Here is a 17,040-nt window from a genome sequence, read left to right as displayed (position 1 = left end):
GGAGAATGAGAGATGGGAGAATCATGGGGAAAAGGAACGATTTGTGTGCAAGGTGGCTATACGCCAAAAAATGGTGAACCACGTGTTTTACCACTTTATCAAAGTACAACATATAAATACGATACTTCAGATGATTTAGCAGCCCTATTTAACTTAGAGGCAGAAGGGTATATTTATACACGTATTGGAAACCCTACTCTAGCCGCATTTGAGCAGAAGTTATCAGATTTAGAAGGCGGTGTAGGAGCTGTTGCAACGGCTTCTGGGCAAGCAGCTATTATGCTCGCAGTTTTAAATATTTGTAGTAGTGGGGATCATTTACTTTGTTCTTCAACGGTTTACGGGGGAACGTTTAATTTATTTGGAGTGAGTTTGCGTAAACTGGGCATTGATGTTACGTTCTTTAATCCGAATTTAACGGCAGATGAAATTACGTCGCTTGCTAATGACAAGACGAAACTTATCTATGCAGAATCGTTAGGAAATCCAGCGATGAATGTTTTAAATTTTAAAGAATTTTCAGCTGCCGCTAAAGAATTAGAGGTACCTTTTATCGTTGATAATACATTAGCAACTCCTTATTTATGCCAGGCCTTTGAACATGGGGCAAATATTATTGTTCATTCTACGACTAAATATATCGATGGGCATGCGAGCTCCTTAGGCGGTATTGTAATTGACGGTGGAAACTTTGATTGGACAAATGGGAAGTATCCTGAACTTGTTGAACCAGATCCAAGTTATCACGGTGTAAGTTACGTTCAAAACTTTGGTGCAGCAGCGTATATTGTGAAAGCACGTGTTCAGCTATTAAGAGATTATGGAAATTGTATGAGCCCATTCAATGCATATATTAGCAATATTGGCTTAGAGACTTTGCATTTACGAATGGAGCGTCATAGCGAAAATGCTCTCGCGGTTGCTAAGTGGCTTGCTAATCATGAACGTATTGAATGGGTGAATTATCCGGGATTAGATAGTAATGAAAATTACTCGTTAGCACAAAAGTATTTGAAAAAAGGTGCTAGTGGAGTTTTAACATTTGGTATTAAAGGGGGATTAGAAGCAGCAAAAGAATTTATCGCAAATGTAAAACTAGCAACTCTCGTAACACATGTAGCTGATGCACGAACTTGCGTTATACATCCTGCTAGTACGACGCATAGACAATTAAGTGCTGAAGATCAGCGTTTAGCTGGTGTTACATCTGATTTAATTCGTTTATCGGTTGGTATAGAAGATATTTCTGATATTATTGCAGATTTGGAAGCAGCTCTAGTTGGAGGCAAAACACATGCCGATCATAATTGATAAAGATTTACCGGCTCGCAAAGTGTTGCAAAAAGAAAATATTTTTGTAATGACGAAGGAGCGAGCGGAAACACAAGATATACGCGCTTTAAAAATTGCTATATTAAATTTAATGCCAACGAAGCAAGACACAGAGGCGCAATTACTCCGTTTAATTGGAAACACACCGTTACAATTAGATGTTCATTTGCTTCATATGGAATCACATCTATCTCGTAATGTAACGCAAGAACATTTAACAAGCTTTTATAAAACGTTTCGTGATATTGAAAATGAAAAGTTTGATGGGCTCATTATTACAGGAGCGCCAGTGGAGACCCTTGCTTTTGAAGAGGTAGATTATTGGGAAGAGCTTAAACATATTATGGAGTATTCAAAAACGAATGTAACATCTACGCTCCATATTTGCTGGGGAGCACAGGCTGGCTTGTACTATCATTATGGTGTTCCAAAGTATCCCCTTAAGGAAAAAATGTTCGGTGTATTTGAACATGAAGTTTGCGAGCAACATGTGAAATTATTACAAGGATTTGATGAATTGTTTTTTGCTCCGCATTCTCGTCATACAGAAGTACGGGAGAAGGATATTAGAGAAGTGAAAGAATTAACATTGTTAGCAAACTCTGAAGAAGCAGGTGTTCACCTTGTTATTGGGCCAGAAGGAAGGCAAGTGTTTGCCCTTGGACATAGCGAATATAGTTGTGAGACGTTAAAACAAGAATACGAACGAGATCGTGACAAGGGATTAAATATTGATGTGCCAAAAAACTATTTTAAACATAATAATCCAGATGAAAAGCCGCTTGTTAGGTGGAGAAGTCATGGTAATTTATTGTTTTCTAATTGGTTGAATTATTACGTGTATCAAGAAACCCCTTATATATTGTAAAGAAAGATTGTGTAACACGTGGCAACGTTTTCCTTGTAAAGATTAACCTTTATTTTTCCGAATGTTCAAAATACATTGTTTTTCGGATTTTTTACTCATATAATTTCATCTAAACACAATTTTTGAGGGGTGGACAGTACTATGAAAGAAATTCAAGTTGGATTATTAGGTCTTGGGACAGTTGGCAGTGGTGTGGTTCGTATTATTACGGATCATCAAGAACGACTCATACACCAAGTAGGTTGTCCAGTGAAGGTAACGAAAGTATTAGTGCAAAACATTGAGAAAGAGAGAGAGGTAGAGGTACCTTCTACTCTATTAACACAAGATGCAAATGAAATTTTAGATAATCCAAATATTGATGTTGTCATTGAAGTGATGGGTGGCATTGATGATGCAAAATCATATATTTTACAAGCTTTAAAAAGCGGAAAGCATGTTGTAACTGCAAATAAAGACTTAATGGCATTACATGGAGCTGAATTATTAGCGACAGCAAAAGATAATAAGGCTGATTTATTCTATGAGGCGAGTGTGGCAGGGGGAATTCCAATTTTACGCAGTATCGTAGAAGGACTTTCTTCAGATCTTATTACGAAAGTAATGGGAATTGTAAATGGAACGACAAATTTTATTTTGACGAAAATGTCAGACGAAGGGAGAGCATACAACGACGTGTTAAAAGAAGCCCAACAACTTGGATTTGCAGAAGCAGATCCAACATCAGATGTAGAAGGTTTAGATGCAGCAAGAAAAATGACAATTTTAGCTACTCTCGGTTTCTCTACAAATGTAGAGCTTGGAGACGTGAAAGTAAAAGGGATTACCTCTATTACAGAGGAAGATATTGAATACAGTAAGAGCTTAGGTTATACAATTAAATTAATCGGTCTTGCAAAACGAGATGGTGAAAAATTGGAGGTTACAGTTGAACCAACTTTACTTCCAAATACACATCCTCTTGCGGCAGTACAAAATGAATATAACGCTGTGTATGTGTACGGTGAAGCAGTTGGAGAAACGATGTTTTATGGACCAGGCGCAGGAAGTTTACCGACAGCTACAGCTGTTGTTTCGGATTTAGTTGCTGTAATGCAAAATATTAGATTAGGGGTAACAGGAAATAGTGCTGTAGTCCCACAATATCAAAAAGTATTAAAAGAGCCAAACGAAATTGTCGTGAAAAAGTTTTTAAGACTGCATGTAAAAGACGAAATTGGTGTATTTGCAAAAATTACTTCATTGTTCTCTGAGCGCGGAGTTAGCTTTGAGAAAATTATTCAAATGCCGCTTGAAGAGAAAGGAAAGGCTGAAATTGTAATTGTAACGCATCGTGCGTCTCTTGCTGATTATGATTATATTCTACATACGTTGCAAGGGTATGAAGAAATAGATTGTTTGAAAGCGAACTATCGAATTGAAGGGGATGCTAAGTAGTATCCTTACCATAAAACAGAAAGAGCCTATTAAGCAGCTTGCTTAATAGGCTCTTTTCTATTTAAAATCTGCGTACCAACTTGAATAAATGCTTGGATAATCCAGCCTGTTGTAAAGGATAAGATGATTGTTCCAAAATAGATAGGTCCGTCTAATAAAAAGCTTAACGTTAAAAATAAAAAGGCTAATGAAATCTCTGTTCTTCTAAACGTCCATTTTTTCTTCTCAGCAACCGTTAAAACGAAAGCTTCTTGAGGCGCTGCGCAAAGGTTTGTAGAGACGTAAAGACCAATTCCAGCTCCAACGAATAGATTTCCGCAAATAAGTGTTATATATTTTGGAAGAGAGCGGATAGCGTCCATAATAGTTGTAATGGAACCAATCCAATCAACAAAAAGAGAAATAAGAACCATCGTTACAATTGTACCGATTGTAATTTGTTTTTTATTCCAAAAGAGTACGATAAGTGTAAAAGCAAAGTTAATCATGAAAATCCAAAAACCAATACTTATGCCAAAATTTTGATATAGTGCAATAAAGAAGGAATCATAAGGGCTAAGTCCAAAGGAAGTAATTGTCGTCATCATATTAATACCGATGGCAAGAATGAGTAAACCGCCAATGAAAAATATATATTCTAATTTGAATCGAAGCATAGTTGTATATCCTTTCTAAATGTATTTGCTAGGAAAGGATATATTGTGGAAAGCTTACCAGGTCAAGGGAGAATTTTTGTGAGAAGGGGAAAATGAGATGACAAATATAAGAAAGATTGCTGAACTTGCTGGAGTATCTGTTTCAACTGTTTCACGTGTACTAAATAATCATCCGTACGTAAATGAACAGAAACGAAAAGAAATTTTAGCGATTATAGAAGAATTAAATTACACGCAAAATGTGAATGCAATTCATTTAGTGAAAGGAAAAACGAATGTAATTGGCGTTTTATTGCCACACGTAAATGATCAATATTATAGCGCTATTATCGAGGGGATATCAAAAGAGACAGCAAAGAATAATTATAATATGATGCTTTGCCAGACGAATTATAGCGAAGAAAGAGAACTAGAAATTTTAAATATGTTAAAAATGAAAAAGCTTGATGGGGTTATTATTTGTTCTCGGGCAAATAGTAAGGAGAAGCTTGAAGAATATACAAAATTCGGCCCGATTGTTATGTGTGAAGAAATAGATTCAAAATGCATTTCAAGTGTCCATATCGATTACTACAAAGTATTTTCACTTGGGATGAAAAGCTTAATAGATGCCGGTCATACACATATTGGATATTGTATTGGAAGAAGTAATAGTGTTAATAGCCAAAGACGAAAGAAGGCATATGAAGATTCGCTTCAACAGAGTATCGTAACACCGTTAGAGACCTGGAAATTTGAGGGTTGTTTTACAGTGGAAGATGGACGCAATGTAATTAGAGAATGGGCTCATATGTCAGTAAAACCGACGGCGTTCCTTGTATCTTGTAACCATATTGCAGCGGGGATGGTTACAGAAGCAAAAAAACAAGGAATTCGTATTCCAGAGGATATTACGATTATCGGGTGTGATGATCAAGAGGTGGCGGATATATTGGGTATAACGACGATTTCGCATTCTAGTAAAAACGTTGGAGTAAAAGCGTTTGAATTATTATATGAAAAGATTAATGAAGAGAAATTAGATGTGAAGCATATAGAGTTATTACCAGAGTTAGTAAATAGAGAAACGACGTAATTGAGAAGGTGTGAAAATCGCTTTTCAAAATTTCGTTTGGTATAATTATGGACAATCTATGAGGGCTAAAAGGGGTTTTGATATGAGATCAAAAGTAGTAAAAGTAATTCTACTCATTACAATTGCATCTTTCTGTTTATTTGCATATGGCTTTGTTTCAGGTGTAAACGATGTATTAAATCCGAAAGCTTCAAATTTAATTAAAAAGACCGATGTAGTGGCAAAAGAGAAAAAGAAAACGGGAACGTTACAAATCGTTAGTTTAGGTGATTCATTAACGCGTGGCGTTGGTGATAAAGAAGGAATTGGCTATGTTGGGCGAATGAAAGAGGATTTACAAAAAGATTATAAGCAAAAAATTGCATTAACAAATTTAGCAGTTAGTGGTGCAAAAATGCCCGATTTATTAAAACAAATTGAAAGTAATGGCGCTCAATATTCAATTAAGCAAGCAGATATAATCGTGTTAACGATTGGTGGGAATGATTTGTTCCCAGGCTGGGAATCGCTTGGGAAAATAGATTTAGAGACGTATCGTCCTGACACAGAAACGTTTCAAAATGAAGCAAAGAAAATTATAGAAGAAATTCGTAAATTAAATACAGATAGTCCGATTTTTTGGCTTGGTTTATACAATCCTTTTGAAGATGTAGAAGATTTAAAAGGGTCTTCAAACATTGTTGTGGACTGGAATGCATCTTTAGAGAAGTTAGCGCTAAACGATAAAAATGTGTATATTACACCGACATTTGATTTATTCCAAAACCGTGGGAAAGATTTATTATACTCTGATCATTTTCATCCGAACGAAGTAGGTTATACGTATATGGCAGAACGTTTAGTTCAAAATGTTGTAAGTAAATTAAAACTAGAACAAGGAGGGGTAAAATGACGACGATACTTTCCGTACGAGATTTGAAGAAGGTAATTGGAAAGAAGACTCTTGTAGAGAATATTTCCTTTGATGTAAAGCAAGGAGAAGTGTTCGGGTTCTTAGGACCAAATGGTGCTGGAAAGACGACTACCATTCGAATGTTAGTCGGATTGATTAAGGCGACAGAAGGTACGATTTCTATTGGTGGTTATTCGATTAAGGAAAATTTCAGAGAAGCGATGCGTCAAATTGGGAGTATCGTTGAAAACCCAGAGTTGTATACATATTTAACGGGATGGGAAAATTTAAAGCAATTTGCTCGTATGTTAGGTGATATATCAGATGAACGTATTATTGAAATTGCTGAAATGGTTCATTTAGATGAAAGAATTCATGACAAGGTAAAAACGTACTCACTTGGTATGAAACAACGCCTTGGAATTGCGCAGGCGCTCCTTGGGAATCCAAAATTGCTCATATTAGATGAGCCAACGAATGGTTTAGATCCAGCAGGGATTAGAGAACTTAGGGAATTTATACATAAGCTTGTAAAAGAAGAAAATATGAGCGTGTTTATTTCAAGTCACTTGCTAAGTGAAGTGCAAATGATATGCGATCGCGTTGCTATTATTCATAAAGGAAAGATGATAACAGTTGCCAAGGTTGAAGAATTAATTAAAACAGCAAGTGATCGTGTAGAATGGATTGTTACACCGATTTCTAAGGCGAAAGATATGCTAGAAGCGGCCGAAGAAGTAAGGGAAGTGAGTGTAGAAGGCGAGCGATTACTATGCCGCATGGATATTGCATCTATAAGTAGTTGGAATAAACACTTTGTCGAAAATGAAATAGATGTACATAGCGTTAAGGAGCTTGTATTTACGCTAGAAGATTTATTTATTGAACTCACAAGGGGTGAGCAGCATGCGTGAATTTGCGAATCTAGTTTTAAATGAATCAGAAAAGATTTACCGCAAGAAACGTATTTTTGTTGTCATGCTTATTTTAGCAATCTTGATCCCGCTTTTTGTGTATGCGCAGTATCGTGAAATAGAAACGACACAAAAAAGACTCGGTACAACTGATTGGAAGGTTTCATTGCAACAGCAAATTGTTGATTCTCAGAACCGGTTGAACAATTCTAGGTTGCCAGAAGAATGGCGTGATTGGTTAAAGGTAAGAGTTGAGCAACAACAATATTATTTAGATCATGATATTAATCCGATGGCACCGGGTGCACCGACTTTTGTCAGAGCATTTATTGAACAAGGAATTACATTATTTATTCCGCTTCTTGTAATGATTGTAGCCATTGATATCGTTTCAGGAGAACGAAGTGATGGGACGATGAAGATGTTACTTACGCGGCCAATTCGGCGCTGGAAAATACTCCTTAGTAAATACGTGACGATGTTATTTTTCATTTCGCTCATACTGTTTCTTGTAGGTTTGTTTGCTTACATATTATCAGGGCTTGTATTTGGGTACTCGGGATGGAATTTACCTGTTTTAACAGGATTCGTTATTGATAAGGAAACGTTAAATACGAACTTTGTGCATCTTATTCCGCAGTGGCAATACATCTTAATGGCGTATGGACTAGCCTGGTTTGTTGCTATCGTTGTCGGAACTATATCATTTATGGTCTCTGTTTTAATTCGTAATACACCAGCTGGTATGGGCGTTATGCTAGCTGCATTAATTGCAGGCGGTATTTTAAGCTCGTTCGCAACATCTTGGGAAGGCGCCAAATATATTTTTAGTGTGAATCTATCATTAACGGATTATTTATCAGGAAAATTACCTGCATTACAAGGTTTATCGATGGGATTTTCTTTGATGAATTTAACTGTTTGGGCAGTTGTTTCTCTTGTTATTTCGTTCGTAGTATTTACAAGACAGGATATGGTGAATTAATTAGACAGGAAGTGACAGTATGGAAAATATTTTAAAGAATGATTGGGAGCCACTATTGGCACCTGAATTCCAGAAAGAGTATTATCTTACTCTATCCAGTTTTTTGACAGAAGAATACAGCACGTATGTTGTTTATCCGAAGGTAGAAGATATTTTTAACGCTCTTCAGTATACAAGTTATGAAAATACAAAGGTTGTTATTTTAGGACAAGATCCATATCATGGACCGAATCAAGCGCATGGTTTAAGCTTTTCTGTGCAACCTGGTGTTAAAACACCACCGTCATTGTTAAATATGTATAAAGAACTTCGAGATGAATATGGTTATGAAATCCCGAATAACGGTTATTTAGTAAAATGGGCAGAACAAGGAGTATTATTACTAAATACCGTATTAACAGTTCGTCAAGGCGAAGCAAATTCTCATAAGGGAAAAGGATGGGAGCACTTCACAGATCGTGTAATTGAACTGTTGAATGAACGTGAAAAGCCAGTTATTTTCATATTGTGGGGGCGCCATGCGCAGGCGAAGAAGAAGTTAATTACGAATCCAAATCATCATATTATCGAATCTGTACATCCAAGCCCATTATCGGCAAGACGTGGTTTCTTTGGTAGTAAGCCATATTCTAAAGTAAATACGATTTTAGCTAATATGGGCGAAAGAGAAATTGATTGGGAAATTCCAAATTTATAAATAGAAAAGGTAGTTAACAGTCGTTAACTACCTTTTTATTATTATTGTTGCTCGTTCTTTAATTTTGCATCTAGTACAAAAGTGCCAAATGGGATAACTGATGAAGCAAATGCTCCAAGTGCCCATAAAATTGATTTACGGTGTACGATTGTTACTTGAATTACTGCAAAGATGAATAGAATAAATAGAACACCATGAGCCATGCCTGTAATTTTAACAGCTGTTGCAAATCCTGCGAAATATTTCAATGGCATTGCTACAAATAATAGTAATAGGAAAGAAATACCCTCAACTAGTCCAATTGCTCTTAATCGTCCGATTGGTGTAGATAACATAAAGTAGCCTCCTTTAACGTATGCTTGTATATAGTAAATTTGTATTCTTTTTCAAAATAAAATAGTCTATTTTGTTTCATTATATACAAAAAGAAAGTTTACACTACGAGAATAGTGCAAAGTTCAAAATATAGTCACAAAAGCATGAGAATTTAAATAAAAACCTATTTGAAGTATTTGACTTCAAATAGGTTTTGTGAATGAAAATATTAAACAAGTACATCCGTTTTTAAAACGAATTTCTCTACAACTTTTGCAACACCATCGTTCATATTTGTATCTGTTACGTAGTTTGCAATTTCTTTAATATCATCAGGTGCATTGCCCATTGCAACGCCAAGACCAGCAAATTCAATCATCGCTTGGTCGTTATAGCTATCGCCCATTGCGATAACTTCTTCACGCTTAATGCCAAGCTTTTGGATCAGTTTGTTTAAGCTCGTTCCTTTTGTAACACCAGCTTTAGTAAATTCTAAGAAGAATGGTTTCGAACGCATCACGCTTAATTGGCCTTCTAGCTGTTTTTGTAGTTTCTTTTCAACTTCAACAAGGCGTTCAGCTTCTTTATTCATTAATACTTTTACTACGGGCTCTTTAACTGCAGCTTTAAAGTCATCTACTACAACAATTGGCATACCAGTAATATCGCCCTCAATTTCAGTATAAGGATTATTTTCTTCCGTTACGATATCATCGCCCATATAAGTATGAATCCATACATCTTCAGTTTGACTAATTTCAAATAGGTTGTGAACGATTTCAGGAGATAGTGTACTACTAAAGATTTCTTCGTTTGTTTTACAGTTAATAATTTTTGCACCATTAAAAGATAAAATGAAACTGCCGTATTCTTCTAAACGAAGTTCTTTCGCTACATTGCGCATACCGAACGTTGGACGTCCAGAAGCAAGTACAACCTTTACGCCTTGCTCTTGTGCAGTCATTAACGCTTCTTTCGTACGAGGTGAAATAGTATGGTCATCACGTAATAAAGTATCATCTAAATCTAAAACAATCATTTTATAAGTCATATAGAAAATTCCTTTCTTTAATTGAAATCAAAATACATGTTCATGAAGAGATTGAGGAATAATAGTAAGACATCAAACCTCTTTGAAAAGAAGTAGATAAATTATTATGAGTGTGTTGCTCATAATATTGGTTAATAATCATTGGGGATGAATAAAACCCCAATGATTAAAGTTTGATTTTATCGTAACAACTCTAAAGGTAGAGTGCAATAATGGAAGTTTTCCAATTTAAGATATTTGTTTTGCTGTGGAACGAGAAAATAGTATTTCTAGCAAGATTGCCATTACAGATCCAAGAACGAGACCATTACTTAAAAACGATGCTAGAAATGGTGGAAGTGTGGAATATGCTCCTGCTGGAACAAACATAACTCCGACTCCCGTAAAGATTGAAAGACCGGCTACTTTAAATAATCGTTCTTTATCCTGGACAGTTTCGTATTCTCGAAAGGCGAGGCCAATCATGCTTGCGAATACAGGATAAATAGCGGCATAACCAACTGCAACAGGGATTGCTGCAAAGAATGAAGTAATCTTTGGAAATATACTAACGACAATAATAAAGCTTGACCCTAATATAAACGGGAGACGTTTATAAATATTAGTCGTTGCAATAAAACCTGCTGATCCAGAAATAGCGACAGGCCCAATAGCTGAAAATAGGCCGCCTAGCAATTGGTTGATTCCTGTTATAATGCCAGCTTGTTTAAAACGATCTGATGCAGCGTTTTCTTCATATTTAGAGACAACCTTTTGTACAACGCGAATACTTGCTAACATATTTGTTAGAAGTAAGAGTGTAACGAAAATGACCGTAATTACCATGTTCCATTCAACACGAGGCATTCCGAAAACAAATAAGGATGGAAAACGGATTATGTCTGTCACTGGTGTTATTGGATTAGATAATCCGAAGCATGCGAATAATATCCAGCCGCATACGATACTGAAAAGAACGGAATATTGTCCAGTAATAGGTAGCTTCATGATGAAAAAGGATAGTAAAATAACAATGAGTGAAAGAATAAATACGTTAGGTTGTACTTCTGTATGTTTTCCATCAAGGCCAAACATTCCCTTTAAGAAGGAGCCACTAAGCTGCGCGACAAGAAGAAATAAATACGTTCCAATGACTGTCGGTGTAAAATAGCGAACGAGTTTATCAATAAGTCCAAAAACGCTAAGAATAATACAAATAATACCGCTTAATAAGAAAGCATATTGAAGAACTTTAAGTGTCTCATTATTTGATCCAAATAGTACGACGCCTAAACTTGCGTAAAGGGAGAAAATTCCCCACCAAAGGCCAGCAGGACCTTCTTGAATAGGAAGTTTATGCCCAAATATAGCTTGCAAGAGACCAGCAAAACCTAGAACAAATAATGTTCTTTGTACGAATGCGATGGCTTCAGCGCCATTAAGACCATAACTAGTTGCGACACTAATTGGTACAATAAGGCTTCCAGCTAAAATAAATAGTGCCCATTGTAAGGCGGAAAGAAATGTCTTCATTATATCAACCTCTTTCATAGATTCCGTATCTAGTATATACGTATTTTATTTCCACTGGCAAAGATTGTAGATAGAGAAAAGAGTTGAAACACGGTATGAATGCACGTAAGCAATTATGGATAGCAGTTATATGTATGACTTTTGTTGTAATTCTAGGAACGATAGGATTTATGACGATTGAAGAGATTAGTTTGTTTCAAGCATTTTGGATGACAATGATTACTGTATTGACTGTTGGATACGGAGATGCCGTTCCTGTAACGCAAGCGGGGAAAGTATTTGCGCTTCTTATTATTCCTGTTGGCGTAGGTATTGTTACGTATGCAATTGGGGTAGTGGCAGCTATGATTATTGAAGGGAATTTATTTCATGCAGTACGGAGGAAGAAGATGGATAAACAAATAGCGCAGTTGAAAAATCATATTATAGTATGTGGTTGCGGTAGAGTGGGGCTTCAAGTTGTACATGAATTGCAAGAAAAGAATATTCCATTTGTCGTTGTTGATAAAGATGAAAGTATATTGGAGCAGGAAAAGCTTTTATTTGTACATGGAGATGCAACGGAAGATCAAGTATTACATAATGCCGGAATTTTAAAAGCAGCTGGTTTAGTTGCTATTGTTGCAAATGATGCCGAAAATGTATTTATTACATTAACAGCAAGAGGGTTAAACGATACGATTAAAATTGTGGCGAGATCTGAAAAGCCAGAAACTGAAGAGAAATTAAGGCGTGCTGGTGCAAATAAGGTTATTAACCCATCTAGTATGGCGGGTATTCATATCGCAAAAGGTATTGCAAATCCATTAACCGTTCATTATATTGATACAGTGTTGTATGGAGTAGAACAGTCATTTGTCATTGAAGAAATTCTAGTTGGAAAAGATTCAATATTAGTTGGTAAATCGTTACTAGAGAGTAATGTAAGGAATCAGTTTGATGTAACAATATTAGCGATTTCAAGAAATGGGAATATTATACATAATCCAACAGGGCAGGAAAAATTGAAAGAACGTGATATGATAATAGTATTTGGTTCAGTAGAAAAATTGGGACAATTCGAGAAAGAATTACAAAGTACGAGGTGATAAGGAATGCAAATATCTAGCGACAAGATTTTAAATAAAATGGCGAATGAAATTGTGAAGGCAAAAAGTAGTGAAGGACAAAAGTCAAAAGAACATTTATTAGTTGTGCGTGCTTTATGTGACTTATTATTAGATGAACAAGTTGAAACATCTACATATAGAGAACCGAAAATTCAATCGCAAGTAATTGGATCACAACCAGTAACAACTATGCAACCAATTGCACCTGTTTCTGGGGAGCCAGTATATATAAAAGAAAGTGATGCAAACGGTAATTCTTTATTTGATTTTTAGAAGATAAATCGTTTGGCTTATATGCAAAAATTGCTTATGATAAAGGTAAAAAAGGGGAATTAAGATGAAAATTTTCTTTTTACTAGGTTGTATTGCAGCGGGGCTATCTGTTGCGTTAGGGGCCTTTGGAGCACACGGTTTAGAAAATAAAATTTCTGCAAAAATGTTAGAAGTTTGGAAAACAGGCGTTACATATCAAATGTTTCATGCAGGTGGACTATTCGTAGTTGCTTTATTGATGGATAAGGTTCAATCATCACTTTTAACTACTGCTGGTTGGCTAATGGTAGCTGGAATTATTATGTTCTCAGGTAGTTTGTATGCATTAAGTACGACAGGCATTAAGTTCTTTGGTCCAATTACACCTCTTGGTGGTGTAGCGTTTATTGTGGCGTGGATTCTAGTAGGGACTGCAGTTGTAAAAGGATTATAAAAAAACAAAAGCTGGCATTTGCCAGCTTTTTTTATGGTCTTGGAGTATAAGTTGCTTGTTGACTAGGTAAATACGTAATTTCTTCTGGAAACTCTACGTAATCTAAGTAGATCATTAGTAGTAAATAGCGTTTTCCTGATTGCGGTTCACTAATAACAATATGGTCACGGCCAGCTGCTTCAATAATACCTGTATAAGATTGTGTACCAAGGGAACTGCCACGTTCATAAGTCATTACAACCGTAGCTTGCTTACCTTTGTTTAAACGAAGGATATTTTCAATATAGGATTGCTCTAGAGGTAACATGCCTTGAGAAATTGCATATTGAGCTTGCGCAGCTTGAGCTGTTTGTTGTTGCATCGCTTGCTGCTGTTGTTGAGTCATTTGTTGCGGTTGTACATAAGTTCCAGATGGTTGATAAAAACCTGTTCCATAGTACGGATTTTGTTGCTGTGCCATTCAAAAATCCCTCCTCATTTTTATTCCTTAATATACGCTAGGGCAGTCTCCAGCAGATGGCTGGAAGAAGCAGTGCTTTTTAAAGCGACCAGAGTTTTGTTGGTTATACCAAGTCGGTGGACATGCCCCTTCAGGTCTAAAGAACCATAAGGCAAAGTTGGCAGGCCAAAAACGTTGCCCTTGAATGGTCCGTCTCGCTAGGGCAATATCTTGTTCACGTGCCCGTTGATAAAAGTATCCTTTTTGCGTTGCTTCAAAACCGCCGGGGTTTTGATAAACCATTTGACGTAAATTACGAATGCTTTTAAAGTCTAAACAATTTCCGCGGACACGATTTACCCCAACGTTTCCGACCATTAACATTCCTTGTTGTCCTTCTCCTTCGGCTTCAGCACGCATCAGTCTAGCTAACAACTTTACATCTTCTTCGTTATAAGCAATAACTCCCATTATGTGTCACCTCTCTTTTTGGAATACCTTTTGGAAAGAGGTTTATCTCTAGATGAAGTGTGTAACAATTACTAGTTCATACGTATGAGGAAAAGGGCTCAGATATGACAACCAAACGAAGTTTTACATTGAGAGCGGAAAATAAAAAAAGCTAGCGTGAGCCAGCTTTTTTATTAAAAAACTTTAGACCATAAGTTTGAGAAGAAATCACCAATAGAGCGCATTGTTAACACAAACCAATTTGCTTTTTCAACTTCCTCTGTCGTTTTTGCAGTAACTTTCATACTTTTACTACCGTCTAAGAAACCATATTTATCAGTTGATTCTAAAGTAATTGAGCCTACTTTGGCATCTTTCTTAATAGGAGCAACTAAATGTCCATCTTCAGCAAGAGATTTATCTAATTCAGTCCCAATTTTATAAGGTTCTTTGCTACCTTTTTTCGCAATTACTGTTATTTCTTTTTCGGGTGCAACAGTTACTTGGTCTTCTTTCCCTTTTACTACAGAGATTGTATTGTTCTTATTAACTTTTAGTTTTTGTTTTTCAAAGTTATTAAATCCATATTCAATTAATTCACGAGATTCTGTGAAACGTTCATCCATTGATTTTGTTTTAATAATAACCGAGATAAGACGTACATCACCACGTTTAGCAGTAATAGTAAATCCGTATCCAGCTGTATCAGAACTTCCAGTTTTTAAACCATCAGTACCTTCATAAGCGAAAGCAGCTCCTGGTAACATCCAATTCCAGTTTTCCATACGAATTGGTTTTGGGTGATTGTCTGGGAAGTTTCTAAATCTTTGTTTTGTATCCTCTAGCATTTCTGGATACTTTGTAATCATTGTTTTTGAAAGCATACCCATATCACGAGCTGACATAGAGTTTTCTGCATTTGGATCAGTACCCTCAGGATGTTTTCCTTTTAAGTCAGCGTTATTTAAGCCCGTAGCGTTTACAAATTTATATTTCTTTAATCCTAGCTTTTTAGCATGTTCATTTGCAAGATTTAAGAAGTTTTTCTCACTTCCTGCAAGAAGTTCTGCTAAAGCGATACTAGATCCATTTGCAGAGAATATAACAATAGAATGATATAATTCTTTTACAGTATATTGACGTCCTTTTTCGAACGGTACATTAGAGAATTCATTATTACGAGAGACTTCATAAGCGTAATCAGAAATATTTACTTTCGTATCCCATGTGATTTTTCCTTCTTTAATTGCTTCTAAAACAGCGTAAACAACAATTAATTTCGACATACTAGCAATAGCTAGCAATTCATCTGGATTTTGCTCGTGAAGTATTTTTCCTGTATCTGCATCAAATAAAAGTGCAGCGGCTGCCTCAATATGTATTTTTTCTTCCGCATGGGATGTTGTTACTCCTAAGGAAGAAATTGACAATACAAGCAATAGTAAAATAGACAAAATTTTTTTCATATAGATTATCACCTTCGCATCGTTATTTAGCATATAGCTCGTATCATTTTAGCATATCTTTACATATAAAAAGGTTACAATTTTACAATAAATTTGAAAAAATGTCGGTTTTTCTTCAAAAGTGCAGAAAAAAGGGGATTTTTGAGGATAAATATAGAGAAGAATAAAAAAAGGAACGAATTTCGTTCCTTTTCACCATTTATATGTGTAAAAATTTCTCTACTTTTTCGTCTGGTAAAATGTTTCCAACGAAGAATGTTCCAAATTCACCATAACGAGCACTTACTTCATCGAAGCGCATTTCATATATAAGTTTTTTAAATTGAAGAACATCGTCAGCGAATAATGTTACGCCCCATTCGAAATCGTCGAATCCAACAGATCCTGAAATCACTTGGCGTACTTTACCTGCGTATTGACGTCCAATTTTACTATGACTGTACATCATTTTTTTACGCTCTTCCATAGGAAGCATGTACCAGTTGTCATCACCTTGGCGACGCTTATCCATTGGATAGAAGCAAATATGATTTGCTTTCGGCAATTCAGGATATAAGCGAGCTAAAATTTGCGGGTTTTGGTATGGATCCTCATCAGCTGGAAGATAGTTGCTTAATTCAACAACAGATACGTAAGAATATGCAGGAACCATATATTCAGCTAAAGTTGTTTTATTCAATTCTGTCTCAATTTCATTTAACTCTTCCATTGTTGGACGTAAAATCATAAGCATAATATCAGCTTTTTGGCCAACAACTGTATACATTGCGTGACTACCTTTTTTCGCAGTAGCTACTTCGTTCCATTTTTCAACGACATTTAAAAATTCAGACACTGCTTGTCCGCGTTCGTCGCTAGATAATGTTTTCCATGCAGCCCAATCAATAGAACGTAAATCATGTAAACAATACCAGCCATCTAACGTTGTTGTTGCTTCACTCATTCTATTCACCTCAGTTAATGATAGTTTTACACGTTAACTATAGCATATATAGTTTTAAAATCATCTATATAAAACCTTGGCGCATAAAATTGTCACATTTAAGTGTTTAAGCAAGGTGAATTTAACGGCTGAATTTTATGAAAATATAATCATTTTTATTTTATCTATTTTTTGGGAGCTATAAGTTTAAAAT

19 protein-coding genes are annotated in these 17,040 nt (G+C 35.8%); 11 read left to right on the top strand and 8 right to left on the bottom strand.

Translation table 11 applies throughout. The features are described 5' to 3' along the window. The first annotated feature begins 12 nt into the window (after positions 1-12). From EBQ15_RS12570 to EBQ15_RS12560, 3 genes are all read left to right on the top strand, one after another. Positions 13-1,311: a bifunctional O-acetylhomoserine aminocarboxypropyltransferase/cysteine synthase gene (locus EBQ15_RS12570; RefSeq protein WP_000504789.1), complete on the top strand. Its 1,299-nt coding sequence runs from the start codon at positions 13-15 to the stop codon at positions 1,309-1,311. After that, positions 1,295-2,200 (top strand): homoserine O-acetyltransferase MetA, encoded by a 906-nt coding sequence (gene metA / locus EBQ15_RS12565; protein WP_001121534.1) that lies wholly within the window; start codon positions 1,295-1,297, stop codon positions 2,198-2,200. The genes EBQ15_RS12570 and metA overlap by 17 nt, the downstream gene beginning before the upstream one ends. Before the next feature lie 141 nt (positions 2,201-2,341). Next, positions 2,342-3,637, top strand: coding sequence for a homoserine dehydrogenase (locus tag EBQ15_RS12560; RefSeq protein WP_000659110.1), 1,296 nt, complete (start codon positions 2,342-2,344; stop codon positions 3,635-3,637). Positions 3,638-3,666: 29 nt separating this feature from the next. Here EBQ15_RS12560 and EBQ15_RS12555 read toward each other — a convergent pair whose 3' ends face one another. Next, positions 3,667-4,293: a YczE/YyaS/YitT family protein gene (locus tag EBQ15_RS12555; RefSeq protein WP_000943411.1), complete on the bottom strand. Its 627-nt coding sequence runs from the start codon at positions 4,291-4,293 to the stop codon at positions 3,667-3,669. Positions 4,294-4,390: 97 nt separating this feature from the next. On the opposite strand from EBQ15_RS12555, the gene EBQ15_RS12550 reads away from it, so the two are divergent. The 5 genes from EBQ15_RS12550 to EBQ15_RS12530 are packed head-to-tail and all read left to right on the top strand — an operon-like array spanning position 4,391 to position 8,856. Beyond that, positions 4,391-5,368, top strand: coding sequence for a LacI family DNA-binding transcriptional regulator (locus EBQ15_RS12550; RefSeq protein ID WP_000181959.1), 978 nt, complete (start codon positions 4,391-4,393; stop codon positions 5,366-5,368). Between the two features lie 10 nt (positions 5,369-5,378). After that, positions 5,379-6,260 (top strand): SGNH/GDSL hydrolase family protein, encoded by an 882-nt coding sequence (locus EBQ15_RS12545; RefSeq protein ID WP_002001579.1) that lies wholly within the window; start codon positions 5,379-5,381, stop codon positions 6,258-6,260. Further along, positions 6,257-7,174, top strand: coding sequence for an ABC transporter ATP-binding protein (locus EBQ15_RS12540; RefSeq protein WP_000207720.1), 918 nt, complete (start codon positions 6,257-6,259; stop codon positions 7,172-7,174). The genes EBQ15_RS12545 and EBQ15_RS12540 overlap by 4 nt, the downstream gene beginning before the upstream one ends. Beyond that, positions 7,167-8,159, top strand: a complete 993-nt coding sequence (locus EBQ15_RS12535; protein WP_001206477.1) for an ABC transporter permease subunit — start codon at positions 7,167-7,169, stop codon at positions 8,157-8,159. Before EBQ15_RS12540 ends, EBQ15_RS12535 begins: the two co-directional genes overlap by 8 nt. Positions 8,160-8,178: 19 nt before the next feature. Then, positions 8,179-8,856: a uracil-DNA glycosylase gene (locus tag EBQ15_RS12530; protein WP_000427788.1), complete on the top strand. Its 678-nt coding sequence runs from the start codon at positions 8,179-8,181 to the stop codon at positions 8,854-8,856. 41 nt (positions 8,857-8,897) lie between these two features. On the opposite strand, the gene EBQ15_RS12525 is transcribed toward EBQ15_RS12530, so the two are convergent. From EBQ15_RS12525 to EBQ15_RS12515, 3 genes are all read right to left on the bottom strand, one after another. Beyond that, positions 8,898-9,191, bottom strand: a complete 294-nt coding sequence (locus EBQ15_RS12525) for a DUF3817 domain-containing protein (RefSeq protein ID WP_000953393.1) — start codon at positions 9,189-9,191, stop codon at positions 8,898-8,900. A gap of 209 nt (positions 9,192-9,400) precedes the next feature. Beyond that, complete coding sequence (locus EBQ15_RS12520) at positions 9,401-10,222, bottom strand: Cof-type HAD-IIB family hydrolase (RefSeq protein WP_000221398.1); 822 nt, start codon at positions 10,220-10,222, stop codon at positions 9,401-9,403. A 228-nt stretch (positions 10,223-10,450) separates the two neighbouring features. After that, positions 10,451-11,734: a purine/pyrimidine permease gene (locus EBQ15_RS12515; protein ID WP_000847045.1), complete on the bottom strand. Its 1,284-nt coding sequence runs from the start codon at positions 11,732-11,734 to the stop codon at positions 10,451-10,453. A gap of 95 nt (positions 11,735-11,829) precedes the next feature. Between EBQ15_RS12515 and EBQ15_RS12510 the strand changes: the two genes are divergently transcribed. The 3 genes from EBQ15_RS12510 (at position 11,830) to EBQ15_RS12500 (ending at position 13,549) form a co-directional block, all read left to right on the top strand. Continuing rightward, entirely contained in the window at positions 11,830-12,822 is a 993-nt protein-coding gene (locus EBQ15_RS12510) for a potassium channel family protein (protein WP_000993984.1), read from the top strand. Positions 12,823-12,828: 6 nt separating this feature from the next. Next, positions 12,829-13,116 carry a YwdI family protein gene (locus EBQ15_RS12505; RefSeq protein WP_001167359.1) on the top strand — a complete coding sequence of 96 codons (288 nt, stop codon included), beginning with the start codon at positions 12,829-12,831 and terminating at the stop codon, positions 13,114-13,116. A 64-nt stretch (positions 13,117-13,180) separates the two neighbouring features. Beyond that, entirely contained in the window at positions 13,181-13,549 is a 369-nt protein-coding gene (locus EBQ15_RS12500; protein ID WP_000688315.1) for a DUF423 domain-containing protein, read from the top strand. Between the two features lie 31 nt (positions 13,550-13,580). On the opposite strand, the gene gerQ is transcribed toward EBQ15_RS12500, so the two are convergent. The 4 genes from gerQ to hemQ all read right to left on the bottom strand — a co-directional run bounded on the left by gerQ (position 13,581) and on the right by hemQ (position 16,847). Then, positions 13,581-14,009 carry a spore coat protein GerQ gene (gene gerQ, locus EBQ15_RS12495; protein WP_000068652.1) on the bottom strand — a complete coding sequence of 143 codons (429 nt, stop codon included), beginning with the start codon at positions 14,007-14,009 and terminating at the stop codon, positions 13,581-13,583. Positions 14,010-14,036: 27 nt separating this feature from the next. Continuing rightward, positions 14,037-14,459 carry a cell wall hydrolase CwlJ gene (cwlJ, locus tag EBQ15_RS12490; RefSeq protein WP_000538167.1) on the bottom strand — a complete coding sequence of 141 codons (423 nt, stop codon included), beginning with the start codon at positions 14,457-14,459 and terminating at the stop codon, positions 14,037-14,039. 173 nt (positions 14,460-14,632) lie between these two features. Continuing rightward, the gene (locus tag EBQ15_RS12485; RefSeq protein ID WP_000722875.1) at positions 14,633-15,904 is read right to left on the bottom strand and encodes a serine hydrolase; all 1,272 of its coding nucleotides are present in this window, start codon (positions 15,902-15,904) and stop codon (positions 14,633-14,635) included. Between the two features lie 199 nt (positions 15,905-16,103). Next, a complete protein-coding gene (gene hemQ / locus EBQ15_RS12480; RefSeq protein ID WP_001287595.1) occupies positions 16,104-16,847 on the bottom strand; it encodes a hydrogen peroxide-dependent heme synthase in 744 nt (247 codons plus the stop codon). Positions 16,848-17,040 lie beyond the last annotated feature (193 nt).

This window comes from Bacillus sp. 2D03, assembly GCF_003946765.1.
GTDB classification, from domain to species: domain Bacteria; phylum Bacillota; class Bacilli; order Bacillales; family Bacillaceae_G; genus Bacillus_A; species Bacillus_A cereus.
Note: the sequence above shows the minus strand (reverse complement) of the source record. Positions and strands in the feature narration are given on the sequence as shown.